This window comes from Staphylococcus pasteuri, from assembly GCF_003970495.1.
Classification (GTDB): Bacteria; Bacillota; Bacilli; order Staphylococcales; family Staphylococcaceae; genus Staphylococcus; species Staphylococcus pasteuri.
This window is the reverse complement of sequence record NZ_RXWW01000017.1, coordinates 1-17659: the sequence shown is the minus strand read 5'-3', so window position 1 is coordinate 17659 and position 17659 is coordinate 1. Positions and strand designations below refer to the sequence as shown.

The 17659-nt window shown below is 31.9% G+C and carries 16 protein-coding genes and 1 pseudogene; 11 read left to right on the top strand and 6 right to left on the bottom strand.

Annotation, left to right across the window (positions count from 1 at the left end; genetic code table 11):
* Positions 1-93: 93 nt before the first annotated feature.
* On the bottom strand, positions 94-1260 hold the full coding sequence (locus CD121_RS02010; protein WP_046466375.1) for a M20 family metallopeptidase: 1167 nt from the start codon (positions 1258-1260) through the stop codon (positions 94-96).
* A gap of 171 nt (positions 1261-1431) precedes the next feature.
* On the opposite strand from CD121_RS02010, the gene CD121_RS02005 reads away from it, so the two are divergent.
* The 3 genes from CD121_RS02005 (at position 1432) to CD121_RS01995 (ending at position 4409) form a co-directional block, all read left to right on the top strand.
* Complete coding sequence (locus tag CD121_RS02005) at positions 1432-2619, top strand: glycine C-acetyltransferase (RefSeq protein ID WP_126567370.1); 1188 nt, start codon at positions 1432-1434, stop codon at positions 2617-2619.
* Between the two features lie 66 nt (positions 2620-2685).
* The gene (locus CD121_RS02000) at positions 2686-3204 is read left to right on the top strand and encodes a GNAT family N-acetyltransferase (RefSeq protein ID WP_126567369.1); all 519 of its coding nucleotides are present in this window, start codon (positions 2686-2688) and stop codon (positions 3202-3204) included.
* 257 nt (positions 3205-3461) lie between these two features.
* Positions 3462-4409, top strand: coding sequence for an ornithine cyclodeaminase family protein (locus CD121_RS01995; RefSeq protein WP_126567368.1), 948 nt, complete (start codon positions 3462-3464; stop codon positions 4407-4409).
* 75 nt (positions 4410-4484) lie between these two features.
* Here CD121_RS01995 and CD121_RS01990 read toward each other — a convergent pair whose 3' ends face one another.
* From CD121_RS01990 to CD121_RS01980, 3 genes are all read right to left on the bottom strand, one after another.
* The gene (locus tag CD121_RS01990) at positions 4485-5255 is read right to left on the bottom strand and encodes a DeoR/GlpR family DNA-binding transcription regulator (RefSeq protein WP_108000038.1); all 771 of its coding nucleotides are present in this window, start codon (positions 5253-5255) and stop codon (positions 4485-4487) included.
* 157 nt (positions 5256-5412) lie between these two features.
* Positions 5413-6648 carry an MFS transporter gene (locus CD121_RS01985; RefSeq protein WP_126567367.1) on the bottom strand — a complete coding sequence of 412 codons (1236 nt, stop codon included), beginning with the start codon at positions 6646-6648 and terminating at the stop codon, positions 5413-5415.
* A gap of 60 nt (positions 6649-6708) precedes the next feature.
* Positions 6709-7743: a zinc-binding dehydrogenase gene (locus CD121_RS01980; RefSeq protein ID WP_126567366.1), complete on the bottom strand. Its 1035-nt coding sequence runs from the start codon at positions 7741-7743 to the stop codon at positions 6709-6711.
* Positions 7744-7954: 211 nt separating this feature from the next.
* On the opposite strand from CD121_RS01980, the pseudogene CD121_RS01975 reads away from it, so the two are divergent.
* From CD121_RS01975 to CD121_RS01955, 5 genes and pseudogenes are all read left to right on the top strand, one after another.
* Positions 7955-9589 (top strand): annotated as a pseudogene (locus CD121_RS01975) (ribulokinase).
* A gap of 121 nt (positions 9590-9710) precedes the next feature.
* Positions 9711-10550 (top strand): SDR family oxidoreductase, encoded by an 840-nt coding sequence (locus tag CD121_RS01970; protein WP_126567365.1) that lies wholly within the window; start codon positions 9711-9713, stop codon positions 10548-10550.
* A gap of 269 nt (positions 10551-10819) precedes the next feature.
* Entirely contained in the window at positions 10820-11779 is a 960-nt protein-coding gene (locus CD121_RS01965) for an NAD-dependent epimerase/dehydratase family protein (protein ID WP_126567364.1), read from the top strand.
* 252 nt (positions 11780-12031) lie between these two features.
* Positions 12032-13108: a branched-chain amino acid aminotransferase gene (locus CD121_RS01960; protein WP_017637552.1), complete on the top strand. Its 1077-nt coding sequence runs from the start codon at positions 12032-12034 to the stop codon at positions 13106-13108.
* Positions 13109-13332: 224 nt separating this feature from the next.
* Complete coding sequence (locus CD121_RS01955) at positions 13333-14031, top strand: HAD family hydrolase (RefSeq protein ID WP_017637553.1); 699 nt, start codon at positions 13333-13335, stop codon at positions 14029-14031.
* A gap of 71 nt (positions 14032-14102) precedes the next feature.
* Here CD121_RS01955 and CD121_RS01950 read toward each other — a convergent pair whose 3' ends face one another.
* Positions 14103-14765 carry a deoxynucleoside kinase gene (locus CD121_RS01950; protein ID WP_017637554.1) on the bottom strand — a complete coding sequence of 221 codons (663 nt, stop codon included), beginning with the start codon at positions 14763-14765 and terminating at the stop codon, positions 14103-14105.
* Between the two features lies 1 nt (position 14766).
* Positions 14767-15375 carry a deoxynucleoside kinase gene (locus CD121_RS01945; protein WP_017637555.1) on the bottom strand — a complete coding sequence of 203 codons (609 nt, stop codon included), beginning with the start codon at positions 15373-15375 and terminating at the stop codon, positions 14767-14769.
* Positions 15376-15441: 66 nt separating this feature from the next.
* Between CD121_RS01945 and tadA the strand changes: the two genes are divergently transcribed.
* The 3 genes from tadA (at position 15442) to CD121_RS01930 (ending at position 17482) form a co-directional block, all read left to right on the top strand.
* The gene (tadA, locus tag CD121_RS01940) at positions 15442-15924 is read left to right on the top strand and encodes a tRNA adenosine(34) deaminase TadA (protein ID WP_017637556.1); all 483 of its coding nucleotides are present in this window, start codon (positions 15442-15444) and stop codon (positions 15922-15924) included.
* A gap of 97 nt (positions 15925-16021) precedes the next feature.
* The gene (locus CD121_RS01935; protein ID WP_126567363.1) at positions 16022-16888 is read left to right on the top strand and encodes a Cof-type HAD-IIB family hydrolase; all 867 of its coding nucleotides are present in this window, start codon (positions 16022-16024) and stop codon (positions 16886-16888) included.
* 27 nt (positions 16889-16915) lie between these two features.
* Positions 16916-17482, top strand: a complete 567-nt coding sequence (locus CD121_RS01930; protein ID WP_017637558.1) for an NADPH-dependent FMN reductase — start codon at positions 16916-16918, stop codon at positions 17480-17482.
* The last annotated feature ends 177 nt before the right edge of the window (positions 17483-17659 follow it).

Sequence of the window (17659 nt, the reverse complement as noted above, 5' to 3'; positions counted from 1 at the left end):
ACAAAAACACCTCTAAATGAATGATTATTAATCATTTATTTAGAGGTGTTTGTAAGTTTATAATTATTTCAAGATAGAAATCGGTTTATATTTTTAAAAAACTTTTTCAATTTCTAATATTTTTAAGAATTCACTTGCTGCATATTTGAATGCTGATTCATCTATATCAAAGTAGGGATTATGATGTGGTGCTGTGATCTGTTTATCTTTATTGCCACATCCTGTTAAGAAGAAAGCCCCAGGTCTTACTTTTAAATAATGTGAAAAATCTTCCCCAATCATCATTAAGTCAGATTCATTAAAGCGTAAATGCATGTCGTTAGCTGCTTGTTTAACAACTTCATAGGCTTGATCATGATTATGAAGAGGTAAATACCCTTTAATATAGTTAAAATCATATGTGATATCATTTGCTAATGCCAAACCCTGTAGTAATTTATCCATCTTTTGTTTAACATGACTTTGAATTTGTGTATCAAATGTACGCACTGTCCCTTTACAAAATGCACTATCTGGTATAACACTATCTGATGAACCAGCCTGTACCATACCAAATGTTAAAACAGCTTGTTTTACAGGATCTATAGTGCGTGAGATGATTTTTTGAGCACTTAAAATAAATTCAGCCATGATAACAATAGGATCAATAGTTTCTTGTGGTTTAGCGCCATGACCACCTTTACCTTGAATTGTAATACTAAATTCATCTGGTGAAGCCATAATTGGACCTGGTCGTGAATATATGGTTCCTGTTGGATAGCCACTCCAAAGATGCGTACCGTAAATTTTATCTACGTCTTTTAAACAACCATCATTAATCATTTCTTGAGAACCACCAGGCATAATTTCCTCACCATATTGAAAGATAAAAACGACATTACCTTTTAGTAGATGACGATGTTCATTTACTATTTCAGCAACACCTAATAGTATAGCTGTATGACCATCATGTCCACACGCATGCATACAACCATCGTTTTTAGATTTATAAGACACATCATTTAGTTCTTGTACTGGTAATGCATCAAAATCAGCACGAAATGCGATAGTCGGTCCATTTTCTTTTCCTTTAAAAGTTGCTTTAATTCCGTTTCTACCTACTGGAGTTTGAATGTCACATGACAATTGGCTAAGTTGATTAACTATATAGTCATGTGTTTGCTTCTCTTCAAAAGAAAGTTCAGGATATTGATGTAAATAACGTCGCAGTTGAATCATTCTTTTTTCTTTTTTACTAGCCAATTGAAACCAATCAAACAAAACGATCACTTCTTCCGTATTATTATGATAATTAGTATATCACTATCTAATGTTACAAAATAGTTGAAAATGAATATTTATTTTTTAAAATTACCACGAGTGATAGGGCTTTCATGAAAGGCTAAATTGATGTATTATAAAGACAAATAGAGAAACAAGGGGGATATCGTTGTGGTTCAATCACTACATGATTTTTTAGATGAAAACATTAATTATTTGAAAGAAAATGGTTTATACAATGAAATAGATTCAATTGAAGGTGCTAATGGTCCAGAAATTAAAATTGAAGGTAAAACTTATGTCAATTTAAGTTCAAATAACTATTTAGGATTAGCAACAAATGAAGATTTAAAAGAAGCTGCTAAAGCTGCGATTGATACACATGGTGTTGGTGCTGGTGCTGTACGTTCTATTAACGGTACGTTAGATTTACATGATGAATTAGAAGAAACATTAGCTAAATTTAAAGGTACAGAAGCTGCAATTGCATACCAATCTGGATTTAATTGTAATATGGCTGCGATTTCAGCTGTAATGAATAAAAATGACGCTATTCTGTCTGATGAATTGAACCACGCTTCAATTATTGATGGTTGTCGTTTATCTAAAGCGAAAATTATTCGTGTGAATCATTCAGATATGGATGATTTAAGAGCAAAAGCTAAAGAAGCTGTAGAATCAGGTCAATATAATAAAGTTATGTATATCACTGATGGTGTGTTTAGTATGGATGGCGATGTTGCTAAACTGCCTGAAATTGTTAAAATAGCCGAAGAATTTGGTTTATTAACTTATGTAGATGATGCACATGGCTCTGGTGTAATGGGTAAAGGTGCTGGTACGGTTAAACACTTTGGTTTACAAGATAAAATTGATTTCCAAATTGGTACATTATCTAAAGCAATTGGTGTCGTTGGAGGTTATGTTGCAGGAACTAAAGAATTAATTGACTGGTTAAAAGCACAATCTCGTCCATTCTTATTCTCTACATCATTAGCGCCTGGAGATACAAAAGCTATTACAGAAGCAGTTAAAAAATTAATGGCTTCAACTGAATTGCATGATCAATTATGGGAAAATGCTCAATATCTTAAAGATGGTTTAGCAAAACTAGGATTTGATACAGGTGAATCAGAAACACCAAATACACCAGTTATTATTGGTGATGAAAAAGATACGCAAGCATTCAGTAAACGATTAAAAGAAGAAGGTATATATGTTAAGTCAATCGTATTCCCTACAGTGCCAAAAGGTACGGGTAGAGTAAGAAATATGCCTACAGCAGCACATACTAAAGAAATGTTGGATAAAGCTTTAGCTGCTTACGAAAAAGTAGGAAAAGAACTTAACATTATTTAATATAAGAATAATAAATAAAGCACTCATTAACTGTGAGTGCTTTTTTAATATCTTGAGGTGAACATTATGGATGTTGTAGATGAATTACGCCAACTTGATTATAAAGATGAACAATTATTCCTACAATATATTAATGAGTGGTACGAACATAATGAGAAGATTGTACCTGGTAATACAGATTTAAAGAAGTATACTAGTTTCAAAGACATGGTGGATTATATTAATCAACCTAAACCTAGGGAAGATTGGGTTGAAACCAGTACATTTTATTATTTTAAAAATGGAAAAATTGTAGGAGCAGTTAATATTAGATATCAACTTAACGAACAATTAACTCGTATTGGCGGTCATGTAGGGTATGGTGTAGCAAAATCACAACGTGGTAAAGGCTATGCGACTGTTATGTTAGGAAAAGCGATAGATATTTTAAAACCGTTTCAAATAAAAAATGTGCTAATGACGTGTAATCCTAAAAATTTTGCATCACAAAAAGTTATAAAATCATATGGAGGATACGAAATAGAACCATATATCAAAAAGAATGGATTACCAGTTAAAAGATATCATATACCTATTAATAACTAAAAAAAGCCAAAAAAATCATTCTCCAGTGTAGGAGAATGAATGTCGTCAAAAGTTAAATTAAATAGTTTTGTTTAGTTAAACAAAATCGCAGAGATGGTTAAGACACAATAATGTCCAACTGTCTCTTTATTTATGTTCTTAAGAATAGCATGAATACAGTTTGAGAACAATATAAACTTTAATTTGCCAACATTTTTTTATAAAATATCGGGTATTAGGTATATAAATGAATAATTAAATTTTATGGAGGAAAAGGAATGCTATATTTAAATGAAAAAGATCAACAACAATTATTAAATATGCGTGAAGTAATAGATGAAGTAGGAGAATCCTTGAAAGCTTTTTCAGGAGGTAAGACTGAAACACCATTACGATATTCAATTCCTTTTAATGATGAAAATAGATATTTAGTTATGCCTGCGTTATCTGATGTCTTAAAAATTGTGGGATTAAAAACAGTTACATTTGCACCTAAAAATCCTAAAAAAGGTAAATCAACTATCAGTGGATCAGTAATTTTGAGTGATTATGAGACAGGTGAAACGTTATCAGTCCTAGATGGAGGATATTTAACTAAAATCAGAACAGGTGCAATTTCTGGTGTAGCAACAAAATATTTAGCTAGGGAAGATGCACGTACTTTATGTGTAATTGGTGCAGGAGAACAAGCAGAAGGATTAATTGAAGCTGTTTTAGCTGTTAGAGATATTGATACTATTCATTTTGCAAGTAGAACGACGGAAAAAGCTGAGCGTTTAGCAAAACAGTCACAAACAACATATGATGTTAACGTAAAAGTATTTGAAAATGCTGATGAAGCAATAGAAGGTGCAGATATTGTTGTGACAGCTACTAATTCTTCACATCCTGTGTTTAGTCGAACTTTAGAAGCGGGTGTACATCTCAATGCGGTAGGTTCTTTTAAACCAGATATGCAAGAATTACCTTCTGAATCAATGAAAGTAGCAGATAAAATTATTGTTGAATCTACAGAAGCTGCAATGGAAGAAACAGGAGATTTAAAAATTCCTGAACAAGAAGGCATATTATCTCAAGAATCACTTTATGCAGAACTTGGTGACATTGTTGCTGGGAATAAACAAGGACGTATGAATGATAACGAAATCACTTTATTTAAATCAGTGGGCTTAGCAATTGTAGACATTGTAGTTGCCAATTATTTTTATAAAAAAGCTCAACAATAAAAATAAAGTGAGGTGGAAAATGTACAATTTCTACCTCACTTCTTTATTTTTGTATGCGATAGTAAAATTTTTGCTTTATTGATAATCACTTGGATTAATGGCGATCACATTAGGAATTACTTTTTTGTATTCTTGTAAATCTTCATGATTATCAGTAATCAACGTAGTAATTTTGTTAGTTGGACAAACTTGATAAAATGCTACTTTATTTAACTTTGAACTATCTGTTAACATGTAAACCTCTTTAGACTGATAAACCATTTGGCGTTTAGCATCTACGAATTCTTCGCTGTAGTGCGTCACGCCTTTTAATGCATCCATAGCAGGTGTAGCTAAAAATGCTTTCATAGAATTAAATGATTGCAAGGTTTGAGTAGTAATTAATCCATTTAATACATAATTATTATGATAAAGTGTACCACCAGTGACAATCACTTTATGGTTAGAAGAACGAAGAATAGAAGCAATATGAATGTCATTAGTGATAATAGTTAAATTTTGCTTTTGTAAAATAGCTTTTGCAAATAATAGAGTGGTAGAACCTGAATCAATAATTAATGTATCTCCATCATCTACAAATTCAGCAGCTTTGTATCCTATACCTAATTTTTCATAATAGTAAGAAGTTTGTCTATCATCGAAATTTAATTCACTATAAACATTTTCATTATTTAGTACGACACCACCATGGGTACGTCTGATTTGGTTGTATTGTTCAAGTTTTACTAAGTCACGACGAATCGTTGCATCGTGTACGTTAAATTCTGTTGCTAATGTATGAACAGTAGCAGTTTTATATTTAGTTAAATAAGCAATGATTTTTTGTTCTCTTTCAGCAGGTAACATATAAAACGTCTCCATTCAGTAATTTTGATAATAAAAATGATAAGATTAAGTCGATTTTAATTATAGTATATCAAATACATAATAAAGGCTGTAGATGAAAGTATGACAATGAAATGATCATCATATATTCAGTCTACAGCCTATAAATTATTTAACGTTATTCCGTTTCACCATATTGTTGACTCTTCGGCATTTTAATGAAGAATGTTAGGATTGTACTAATAAAGTATATAATTCCTAAAATCCAAATTACACCTAAATCTCCAAGTGGCTCTAAGAAAATTCTAACTATCATTGGTCCTATGAATACTGGTAAACCAGCACCTAAGTTTAAGATTGAAAGTGTTGCGCCTTTATCTTTTTTAACAAGTGAAGGAATTAATGCAGTTAATGGTACATAAGCTGCAATAAAGATTCCCCAAGCAACGCCAACAATTGTTAATAAAATAATGTTACCGTGTGACCATATTGGGACATAACCCATTAATAGACAAGAAACACCACTACCGATACCACCAAAGATCATTACAGTATTACGCCAACCAATTTTATCTCCAATAATACCCCAAATAAGGTTGAATACGATATTACCGAAGAAGATAGCAGACCAAACAGCTAACCATTTTGAAGTTGGTATTCCGTATGATTCTAGATATAAAGGTAAGAAAATAGGGAATGCAAATTGTGCAGTAGTGTTAATAACACGCACAATACCACCTAATAATACTTTTGGTTCTTCAACTACAATAGTGAAACCTTTCATCATTTCTTTTAATTTAGCTTTAGCATTACTTTTATCTGTAGGTAATTTATCTCTATTTAAGACAATAGCTAAAAAGCCACCTAAAATTACCCAGAATAATGAACTCCATAATGTTCCAATATGACCTAAGTATTTAATCGCATAGATAGAATAAAACGCACCTAATACGTTTAGTCCACCAGTAAATACTAGCCAGAACCAACCAACAGCTGCACCCAATGTGCGTTGTTCTGAACGGTATGAAATCCATACTAAGAATGAATATGCAAATAATGGATAACCTAAACCGCGTAGTGCATAAGCTGGATACATAATTGCTAAGTTTTCAGATGGTAATGCAATATCAACGAAACAAATAGTTCCTATAATGTATAAAATCAAGCCGATAAACATTGTACGTTTACCACCGAATGCTTCAGCAAATACGCCACTAAACCAACTTGCAATTGCGACTGTGATACCATAACAACCAAATAGCCAACTCACTTCATTAGAGCTGAAACCATTATGTTGTAAATAAGGACTTAACCAACCAATTTCTAGGCCGTCTCCCATCATAAATATTAAAATCCCTATGTAACCCCAAACAATTTGTTTGGGCATACCTAAAAATGTTGTCTTATTCATCATTTGTTATCTCCCCTTAGATACAATGGTTTATGACCAGTGATATCTTAAATAAGTTTTTTTTCAACCTTTGTGAGCAGCAGTATCATCCATTGCTTTTTTCAAATCCTCTGTACTATGGATATCATAGTAATCATCAGGGATTAATTTTTTAAGTGCTTGTTGATAGTCTTTATTTTCGAATGAAGCAATTAATTGTTCGAATTCATGTTTAGTACTTCTTGAACTACCTGAAAGTGTTAAACCTTTCTCTAATACGTCACGTGTATTAATACCTACTAAATCTTCTGTTACACCCATTAACACGATTTGACCTTGTCTATCGATTAAGTCAATTGCTTGGTTAATAGCAGATTCAGAGAATTTTCCACCGCAACATTCAAATACAGTATGAACACCTTTATGACTATTGAAATCATAATCATTAACTAGATGTGTAGTTGCAAAGTTTTCAAATGATTTTAATTTTTCTTCAATAGCACCGAAGACAATTAAGTTTTCTTGTTCAATACCATAGATATAATGTAAAGCTGTTGCAGCTAAATATCCAACTGGTCCGTCACCAAATACAGCTACTTGTGGAGAAGATTTAGTTGTGATTTCTTTTAATTGATTGATTGGGAATAATGATACTGAACAAAGTTCAGCTAATAACGCAACATCTTCATCTAATGTATCTGGAATTTTAACGATGTTGTCACCAGGTACTACCATTCTATCTTGGCAAATACCATCATAACCGCTACCCATAAATACGGCATTTTCATCATAGTTATCAAGTAAATCTGTTTCTTCAAAATCACCAGCTCTTAAACGAGAAGGAATATTAGGTACGATAACTACTTTATCTCCTTTTTGATAATCAGGATGTTTAGAATCTTCAATAGTACCGATACCTTCGTGGAATAATGCCATTGGTAATTTTTTCTCTAGTGCTTCTTTACGTCTATTACCTGTGTAATATCTTAGGTCAGCGTGACAGACACTTGCTTTTTCTGGATTAACAATAACATCACCATCTCTAAACTCATGATTTATTGTTGTATATTCAAATTCGCCTGGTTGAATAAGACGATATGCTTTTGATTCAATGCTCATTTCTGTTCATCTCCCTTTAATTTCTGTTCATTTTTATTTATGTAAATAATGGTAAACGCTTACAGTCATTTGTGTCAATGGTTTTTGCACAAAAATGTTTGTTTTGATGCTTTTTTATGTTTTTTTATTGATTTATTGTTCATTTGTGCGTATCATCTAAAGAAAACGCTTACTTAAACAGAGATGCAGACAAAGTATGGGGGTATTAGTAATGAGTTATAGTATTGGAGTAGATTATGGAACAGGCTCAGGTAGAGCTTTTTTAGTTGATACTACAAATGGAAAAATTATAGATAAATATATAAAGCCATATACACATGGCACAATCGAAAAAGATTTAAATGGGGTAAAATTGCCACATAGTTTTTCACTTCAAAATGGTAACGATTATATGGAAGTTTTAGAAGAAGGCGTACCTTATTTAATTCAATCTTCAGGTGTGAAACCAGAAGAAATAGTAGGTATAGGAATAGATTTTACTTCATCAACAGTTATGTTTACTGACGAAAATTTAGAACCTATTCATAATTTACCTGGTTTTGAAAATAATCCACATGCATACGTTAAGTTATGGAAACATCATGGTGCTCAAGCTGAAGCGGACCAATTATTCCAAACTGCTTTAGATAATAAGAGTAGATGGTTAGGTTATTACGGATTTAATGTAAGTAGTGAGTGGATGATTCCAAAAATTATGGAAGTTATGAACAAAGCACCAGAAGTGTTAGATAAAACAGCTAATATAATGGAAGCTGGCGACTGGATTGTTAATAAGTTAACAGGTGAAAATGTTCGTTCGAACTGTGGATTAGGATTTAAATCATTCTGGGAAGAAAATGAAGGATTCCATTATGATTTATTTGATAAAGTGAGTGATCAATTATCAGATGTTGTTCGTGATAAAGTGGATGCACCAATAGTTAAAATTGGCGAAACAGTAGGACAATTATCAGAAGAAATGGCCGAAAAACTTGGTCTTTCTACACAGACTAAAGTAAGTCCATTTATTATAGATGCACATTCAAGTCTATTAGGAATTGGTTCACAACAAGACAAACAAATGACTATGGTTATAGGAACGAGTACATGTCATTTAATGTTAAATGAACAACAACATCAAGTACCAGGTATCTCTGGTTCTGTTAAAGGAGCTATTATTCCTGAATTATATGCTTATGAAGCAGGTCAATCCGCAGTCGGTGATTTATTTGAGTATATTGCCAAACAATCACCAAAAGAGTACGTAGATGAAGCAAATGAAAGAGGTATTTCAATTTTTGAATTATTGAATGAAAAAGTAAAAGATCAAATGCCAGGTGAAAGTGGTCTTGTCGTTTTAGATTGGCATAATGGTAACCGAAGTGTATTAAGTGATAGTAATCTTAAAGGATGCGTATTCGGTATGTCACTACAAACAACACATGAAGAATTATATAGTGCATAATTAGAAGCTACTGCATTTGGTACTAAAATGATTATGCAACAATATCAAAGTTGGAATATGGATGTCGAAGATGTATTTGCTTGCGGCGGAATACCTAAGAAAAATCCTTTAATGATGGATATCTATGCAAACGTGCTTAATAAAAAAGTAACTATTATTGATAGTGAATATGCTCCAGCAATTGGTGCAGCGATTCTTGGTTCTGTTTGTGGTGGTGCGCACCAAAGTTTAAATGAAGCGATTGAATCAATGAAAGAACCTGTATTATATGAAGTGACACCTGATCCAGAAAAAGTAAAACGTTATAAAAAATTATTTAGTGCGTATAAAGAGTTACATGATCTTCATGGTTATAAAAAAGCAAGAATTATGCGCAATGTCGGTAAGTTAATGGAAGCATAAAATGATATATATTTAGCAATGGACACTTAGTGAATTGACAATAGTTAATTTACTAAGTGTTTATTTATGATAAAGAAACATCGAATATATTAAAATATATTGGAAAAGGGAGATGAATAAAATGAAGGTCATGTTAACAGGTGCAACAGGTAATTTGGGCACACATATTACTAATCAAGCCATAGAACATAAAATGAAAGAATTTTATATAGGTGTAAGAAATTTAGATAAGGTACCAACAGATTGGAAAGAACATGTTACAGTAAGACACTTAGATTATTTCAATAAAGAAAGTATGGTTAGTGCTTTTCATGATATTGATACAGTTATTTTTATCCCAAGTATTATACACCCATCTATAAAACGTATTCCAGAAGTAGAGAATCTTGTTGATGCAGCTAAAGAAAGCAGCGTAAAACATATTATATATATTGGATATTATGCAGATCAACACGACAATCCATTTCATATGAGTCCATACTTTGGATATGCAGAACGGTTATTAGCTACAAGTGGTATTGATTTTACGTACGTTAGAATGGCAATGTATATGGATCCTTTAAAACCCTATCTTCCAGAATTGATGAATATGCATAAATTGATTTATCCGGTGGGTGATGGTCGAATTAATTATATTTCAAGACATGATATTGCAAGAGGAATTATCGCTATATTAAAGAATCCCAATTCATGGGGGAAACGCTACTTATTATCCGGATACAGTTATGATATGTACGAACTTGCAAATATACTTTCGGAAGTATCGGGAACTAAAATTGAATATGATCCGGTTTCTTTAGAGACATTTGCTAAAATGTATGATGAACCAAAAGGATTTGGTGATTTATTAGCATCAATGTATGAAGCTGGAGCAAGAGGACTTTTAGATCAACAGTCTAATGATTTTGAAATGCTAGTAAATGATAAACCGCAGACATTTAAATCATTTTTAATGAAGTAATTGATAGATAGTGATGATGTTAATATAAAAACATCGTCACTTATTTTTATATTAACCATTTTTGTGTGTTTAATATGTGTGTTTAATAAATGAATACTGGAAGTACTCAAAAATAAAAGTAATGTTATTCAAATTATTTTAAAATATTAACTTTGTACTCACTATATATACAAGAAAGCGCTTTTATATTACAATATAGATGCAAATAGAATGTTTGTACATACAAGAAAGACAATGAATTTTCTATAAACACAAGGGGAGATTTTATAATGAAGAAAATTATGATTACAGGCGCTTTAGGCCAAATAGGTACTGAATTAGTTGTAAAATGTAGAAAAATTTATGGTACAGATAATGTGCTTGCAACAGATATTAGAGAACCAGAAGCAGATTCTCCAGTTCAAGATGGTCCATTTGAAATTTTAGACGTGACTGATCGAGATAAAATGTTTGAATTAGTTGAGAATTTTGGAGCAGATACATTAATGCATATGGCTGCTTTATTATCAGCAACTGCTGAGAAGAACCCAATGTTCGCTTGGGATTTAAATATGGGTGGATTAATGAATGCTCTAGAAGCAGTACGAACATATGACTTACATTTCTTCACACCAAGTTCTATTGGTGCATTTGGTGATTCAACACCTAAAGTTAATACACCACAAGTAACCATTCAACAACCTACAACTATGTATGGTGTTAATAAAGTTGCTGGTGAATTGTTATGCCAGTATTACTTCACAAAATTTGGCGTAGATACACGTAGCGTGAGATTTCCTGGATTAATTTCACATGTTAAAGAACCAGGTGGCGGTACTACAGATTATGCTGTTGAAATCTATTTCAAAGCAGTGAGAGAAAATCATTACACAAGCTATATTGATAAAGGTACATTCATGGATATGATGTATATGGATGATGCAATCGATGCTATTATTCAGTTAATGGAAGCGGATGGAGCAAAATTAGAAACTAGAAATGGCTATAACTTAAGTGCGATGAGTATTGATCCAGAAATGGTTAAAGAAGCCATTCAACAATATTATCCAGATTTCACATTAGACTACGATGTAGATCCTGTCAGAGAGAATATCGCTAAGAGTTGGCCTGATAGCATTGATACGAGTTGTTCACGTGGTGAATGGGGATTCGATCCTAAATATGATTTAGAAAGCATGACTAAATTAATGTTAGAAGCTATTGAAAAGAAAGAAAAAGCTACAAAATAACCCGTTCAATATATATAACGATATAAATACTAATTTTACTCCTTCTAATTATTTTTACATTAGAAGGAGTGTTTTTTATGCTTAATCAGTAAGATAACTTGTAAGATGTAGATGATAGTGTTTAACTTAAGATATATTATATACATAAGTATTTATTTTGAATTTTCGGAAAACTTATTGAATAGTATTATTTCGATTGCTATAATCTAGTATACATATTTATATTGGTAGCAATATTAGGAGGCCGTTATCATGACAGAACAAGTCAATTTTGAAAAAAGAGAAACATTAAAAGAAAAACCAGATAGTTCTAACTTAGGATTTGGTCAATACTTTACAGATTATATGTTGAGTTATGATTATGATGCTGATAAAGGTTGGCATGATTTGAAAATAGTACCATACGCACCTTTTGAAATTTCACCAGCAGCTCAAGGTTTACATTATGGGCAAGCTGTTTTCGAAGGATTAAAAGCATATAAATATAATGGAGAAGTAGTTTTATTCCGTCCAGACCAAAACTTTAAACGTATTAACAATTCTTTAGCTCGTTTAGAAATGCCTGAAGTAGATGAAGATGTATTATTGGAAGGTTTAAAACAATTAGTAGATGTAGAACGTGATTGGATTCCTGAAGGAGAAGGTCAATCATTATACATTCGTCCATTTGTATTTGCGACAGAAGGTATCTTAGGAGTGAGAGCGTCACAAGCATATAAATTATTAATTATTTTATCACCTTCAGGCGCTTATTATGGTGGAGATACATTAAAATCAACTAAAATTTACGTTGAAGATGAATATGTTCGTGCAGTAAGAGGCGGAGTTGGTTTTGCTAAAGTAGCAGGTAACTATGCAGCAAGTCTATTAGCACAAACGAACGCTAATAAATTAGGTTATGACCAAGTGCTTTGGTTAGATGGTGTTGAACAAAAATATGTAGAAGAAGTAGGAAGTATGAATATCTTCTTCGTTGAAAATGGTAAAGTTGTTACACCAGCATTAAATGGTAGTATTTTACCAGGTATTACACGTAAATCAATTATTGAATTAGCTCAAGATTTAGGATATGAAGTAGAAGAACGTCGTGTATCAATTGATGAGTTATTTGAATCATACGATAAAGGTGAATTAACTGAAGTATTCGGTACAGGTACAGCAGCAGTTATCTCACCAGTTGGTACTTTACGTTATGAAGACCGTGAAATCGTGATTAACAATAATGAACCAGGTGAAGTTACTCAAAAACTATATAATGAATATACTGGTATTCAAAACGGAACACTTGAAGATCGCCATGGTTGGAGATTTGTAGTTCCAAGATATTAAAATATATAGAGTATGAGCTAGAAGCCTTATAATTTAAAGGTTTCTAGCTTTTTTACATGTGAGAAAGTAATATAAATTTTTATATTCTTCAAATTCATATGAAGTAGAAAAAAGTATATATACGCATGTGTTGTATATAAGTGACTTTTCTATTTTTTTAAGTAAGGTTGTACTACAATGGTATATGTTGAAAGAAAATATAAACATGGAGTGTAGAGATATCAATGGAATGGATACTATTCGATAAAGATGGCACGTTAATAGAATTTGATAAAAGTTGGGAAAAGATTGGTATACGTCTTGTCGATAAATTACTAGATACATTTCCTGTACATGATAAAGAAGTTGCACATCGTCAACTTGGTATAATGGATGACAAAATTGTACCTGATTCAGTTATGGGTTCGGGTTCATTAGGCGAAATGATTAAATCATTTGATAATATTACTGGACAAGATACTTCTGAATGGGCAAGAAATACAAGTCAAGAATTAGTAGATTCAAGGGAACCAGAAAATAATTGGATTGAAGGCGTGTATGACACAATTGTAGAATTACGAGAAAAAGGTTATAAAATAGGAATCGTTACAAGTGATACAAATAAAGGAGCAACTCAATTTTTAGAAGCAACACAATCTACTAGTTTATTTGACTTAGTTATTTCTACAGAAACACATGCTGAAGAAAAGCCTAATCCTAAAGTATTGGATCCATTATTTGACGCTTATAATGTTAAACCTGAACAAGTTGCTATCGTCGGCGATACAGCAAATGATATGAAGACTGCGATAAATGCCCACCTAGGATTAAGTATTGGTGTTTTAACAGGTATTGCTAAAGAAGAAGAACTCCATGAGGCAGATGTTATAGTAGAAAGTGCTAAAGAAGTTAAAAATGTCATTGATCAATTTTCACAAAAATAATTAAAAAGCGCCAATATAGACGTCTTTATCAAAAAGATATCTATATTGGCGTTAAATTTTATATTCCTTTTTTATCTAGGGTCAGTTTCTCTATATGTTTTAATAACATGAGCAATTTTTTCAATAATAGGGTTTAATGAATCTGGGTCATTATGCACATCATAGTCGTTAATGTTAACGCGGACAACAGGACAAGCGTTAAAACTATTGATCCAATTATCATAACGTTTAAATAGTTTTTGCCAGTATTCAGGGTCAGTATTAATTTCAATATCACGACCACGTTCTTTAATTCTCTCTATGACTTCATCATAGTTACATTCCAAATAAATAAGCACATCAGGCTTTGGAAAATAAGGTGTCATAACCATAGCGTTAAATAGTTCAGAGTATGTTTGAAAATCAGCTTCACTCATTGTACCTTGTTCTTCATGCATTTTCGCAAATATATCAACATCTTCATATATTGAACGATCTTGTACAAAACCGCCTCCATATTCAAACATTCGTTTTTGTTCTTTAAAACGTTCTGCTAAAAAATAAATTTGTAGATGAAAACTCCAGCGCTCAAAGTCATTATAGAATTTATCCAAGTAAGGATTGTGTTCTACGTTCTCAAATGAAGTTTTAAAATTTAATTTATCTGCCAAAGCTTGAGTGAGTGTTGATTTACCTACTCCAACTGTACCTGCAATTGTAATAATAGCATTTTGTGGTATGTCAAACGAATTCATTTTATATATCTCCAATCATTGATTTTACTTGTTTTAAAATACCTTGGTAATCATCTTCATTATTAACAAAGTCTAGTTTAGTCGTATCAATGAATAATGTATTTACGTTTGTATTTTGTAAAGACTCATAAAAATTATGATAGTCATGTTTCAAAGCTAATAAGTAATCATCTTCAATTTGGTGCTCAAAACTACGATTACGTTTAGCTATTCTCGCCTTAAGCGTTTCTAATTCTGCATCTAAAAATATAACAGTATCAGGCATCGACAAATCTTCGGTGAGTATGTCATATATACGTGTGAATTTATTAAATTCTTCAGGTTGTAGTGTATTTTTCGCAAAAATTTTATTTTTATAAATATGTGCGTCACTAACAATACCTTTATGTTTAAAGTTGATATCTTGAAATTGTTTATATCTATTACATAAAAAGAACATTTCAGTTTGGAAACTCCATTTTGAAATATCTTCATAAAAATCTGATAAAAAAGGATTTTCATCAACAATTTCTTTTTCTTCATAAAAATCTAATGATTGACTTAATTTGTGTGCAAGGGAAGATTTACCAACACCTATTGGACCTTCAATTGCGATAAATGGTTTATTCATATTCACTTCTCCAAATGTTAAGATAGACAGTGAGTATTGTAACACAAGTGAGGTGTCTGGACACGAATGGAAACTGATGAATATTATATGAAAATTGCAATAGAAGAAGCCCAAAAAGCTGAACAGTTAGGTGAAGTGCCTATCGGTGCTGTTATAGTTAAAAATCATCAAATTATAGCTCGTGCACATAATCTAAGAGAAACTATGCAACAACCCACTGCACACGCTGAACATTTAGCCATTGAGCGTGCCGCTGAAGTTTTAGGAAGTTGGCGTCTTGAAGATTGTACTTTATTTGTAACACTTGAACCATGTGTTATGTGTGCGGGCACTATAGTAATGAGTCGCATTCCTTCTATTAAATATGGTGCTGCAGATCCTAAAGGTGGTTGTTCGGGTAGTTTAATGAATTTATTGAATCAACCGAATTTTAATCACAGAGCACAAGTAGAAAGCGGATTGTTAGAAGCAGAGTGTGGTAATCTACTGAGAAAATTTTTTAAAAATTTAAGAGAAAAGAAAAAATCAGACAAACGGGCTATTCAATAGATACAAAAGAATTTGTTAAAATAGAATAGTAAAGCAAGTGTTTGATTGTAAATAAATTATCTAGATAATAAATAATAGAATGGAACGAGGTTAACGAATGATTAAGTTAATAGCAACAGATATGGATGGTACGTTATTAAATGCATCTCATGAAATTTCTCCAGAGAATCAACAAGCAATTCGATATGCTCAAGAACAAGGTATTACTGTAGTCATCGCAACTGGTCGAGCTTTTTATGAAGCAAATACACCAGTAGCTGATACAGACTTGAAAGTGCCGTATATTTGTTTGAACGGGGCGGAAGTTCGCGATGAAACATTTAATATTATGAGTACCTCTCATCTCAATCATGAATTAGTTAATAAAGTGACTTCAAAATTAAAAGATGAAGGTATATACTACCAAATTTACACTAATAGAGGTATTTATACTGAAAATCCTCAAAAAGACTTAGATATTTATATAGATATTGCTGAACGTGCTGGTCAACAAGCAGATGTTGAAAAGATAAAAGCAGGAATTCAAAAACGTATTGATAATGGAACTTTAAAAGTCGTCGAAAGTTATGATGATATAGAGGATATTCCAGTTGAATTAATCATGAAAGTATTAGCTTTTAATCCAGATTTAGAAAAGATGGACCGTATTGGACAAGAACTTGCGGCATCACCAAACCTTGCTATTTCATCTTCTTCAAGAGGAAATTTAGAAATTACTCATTCAGATGCACAAAAAGGTATTGCATTAGAAACAATTGCTGAACGATTAGGAGTCAAAATGGAAAACGTAATGGCAATTGGCGATAACTTAAACGACGTTTCTATGTTAGAACGAGTGGGATATCCTGTTGCTATGGACAATGCAGCACCAGAAGTAAAAGCTATCGCAAAGTATACAACTGACACTAATGAAAATAGTGGTGTAGGGAAAGCAATCATGAAACTGATTAATGACAATCAATAATATAGCTAAAAAGGAGTTAACAAGATAATGAAAGGACTAGCAATAATAGGAAGTGCACAATTGGGGTCTCATACAAGTGCCTTAGCCCAATATTTACAAGGACAATTTGAAGAACATGATGTCGAATTGGAAATTTTTGATTTAGCTAAAAATCCAATCCATCAATTGGACTTTGCAGGTACAACACAAGCAACTGATGAAATTAAACGAAACGTGGATATGTTACAAAGCAAAGCTATGGAATCAGATTTCTTTATACTAGGAACACCTAATTATCATGGCTCATTTTCAGGTATTTTAAAAAATGCATTAGATCATTTAAATATGGATTATTTTAAAATGAAACCTGTTGGTCTAATTGGTAATAGTGGAGGAATAGTAAGCTCAGAACCACTTTCACAATTACGGATTATCGTTAGAAGCTTATTAGGAATAGCAGTTCCAACACAAATTGCTACACATGATAGCGATTATGCTAAATTGGATGATGGTACTTTATACTTAGAAGATGACGAATTTCAATTACGTGCAAGATTATTTGTCGACCAAATTGTTTCATTCGCTAATAATAGCCCATATGATCATTTGAAATAAACAATTATATAAATTACTAACTTAACTCAAACAAATATTTGATAAGGGTTTGAATTATTCAGAACTCTATCATTATTGTTTGAGTTTTATTATGTTTAAAAAGTAATTTGTTTGTAAATTCTATACATTTTTAGAATTAAGTTATTTAATTTTATGGCATTTTTATGATTGATATTC

Excerpts from the sequence above, each read along its gene's own strand:
- CD121_RS02000 (WP_126567369.1), top strand. The coding sequence starts at position 2,686 with ATGGATGTTGTAGATGAATTACGCCAACTTGATTATAAAGATGAACAA.
- CD121_RS01995 (WP_126567368.1), top strand. The coding sequence starts at position 3,462 with ATGCTATATTTAAATGAAAAAGATCAACAACAATTATTAAATATGCGT.
- CD121_RS01990 (WP_108000038.1), bottom strand. The coding sequence starts at position 5,255 with ATGTTACCTGCTGAAAGAGAACAAAAAATCATTGCTTATTTAACTAAA.
- CD121_RS01985 (WP_126567367.1), bottom strand. The coding sequence starts at position 6,648 with ATGATGAATAAGACAACATTTTTAGGTATGCCCAAACAAATTGTTTGG.
- CD121_RS01980 (WP_126567366.1), bottom strand. The coding sequence starts at position 7,743 with ATGAGCATTGAATCAAAAGCATATCGTCTTATTCAACCAGGCGAATTT.
- CD121_RS01970 (WP_126567365.1), top strand. The coding sequence starts at position 9,711 with ATGAAGGTCATGTTAACAGGTGCAACAGGTAATTTGGGCACACATATT.
- CD121_RS01965 (WP_126567364.1), top strand. The coding sequence starts at position 10,820 with ATGAAGAAAATTATGATTACAGGCGCTTTAGGCCAAATAGGTACTGAA.
- CD121_RS01960 (WP_017637552.1), top strand. The coding sequence starts at position 12,032 with ATGACAGAACAAGTCAATTTTGAAAAAAGAGAAACATTAAAAGAAAAA.
- CD121_RS01955 (WP_017637553.1), top strand. The coding sequence starts at position 13,333 with ATGGAATGGATACTATTCGATAAAGATGGCACGTTAATAGAATTTGAT.
- CD121_RS01950 (WP_017637554.1), bottom strand. The coding sequence starts at position 14,765 with ATGAATTCGTTTGACATACCACAAAATGCTATTATTACAATTGCAGGT.
- CD121_RS01945 (WP_017637555.1), bottom strand. The coding sequence starts at position 15,375 with ATGAATAAACCATTTATCGCAATTGAAGGTCCAATAGGTGTTGGTAAA.
- tadA (WP_017637556.1), top strand. The coding sequence starts at position 15,442 with ATGGAAACTGATGAATATTATATGAAAATTGCAATAGAAGAAGCCCAA.
- CD121_RS01935 (WP_126567363.1), top strand. The coding sequence starts at position 16,022 with ATGATTAAGTTAATAGCAACAGATATGGATGGTACGTTATTAAATGCA.
- CD121_RS01930 (WP_017637558.1), top strand. The coding sequence starts at position 16,916 with ATGAAAGGACTAGCAATAATAGGAAGTGCACAATTGGGGTCTCATACA.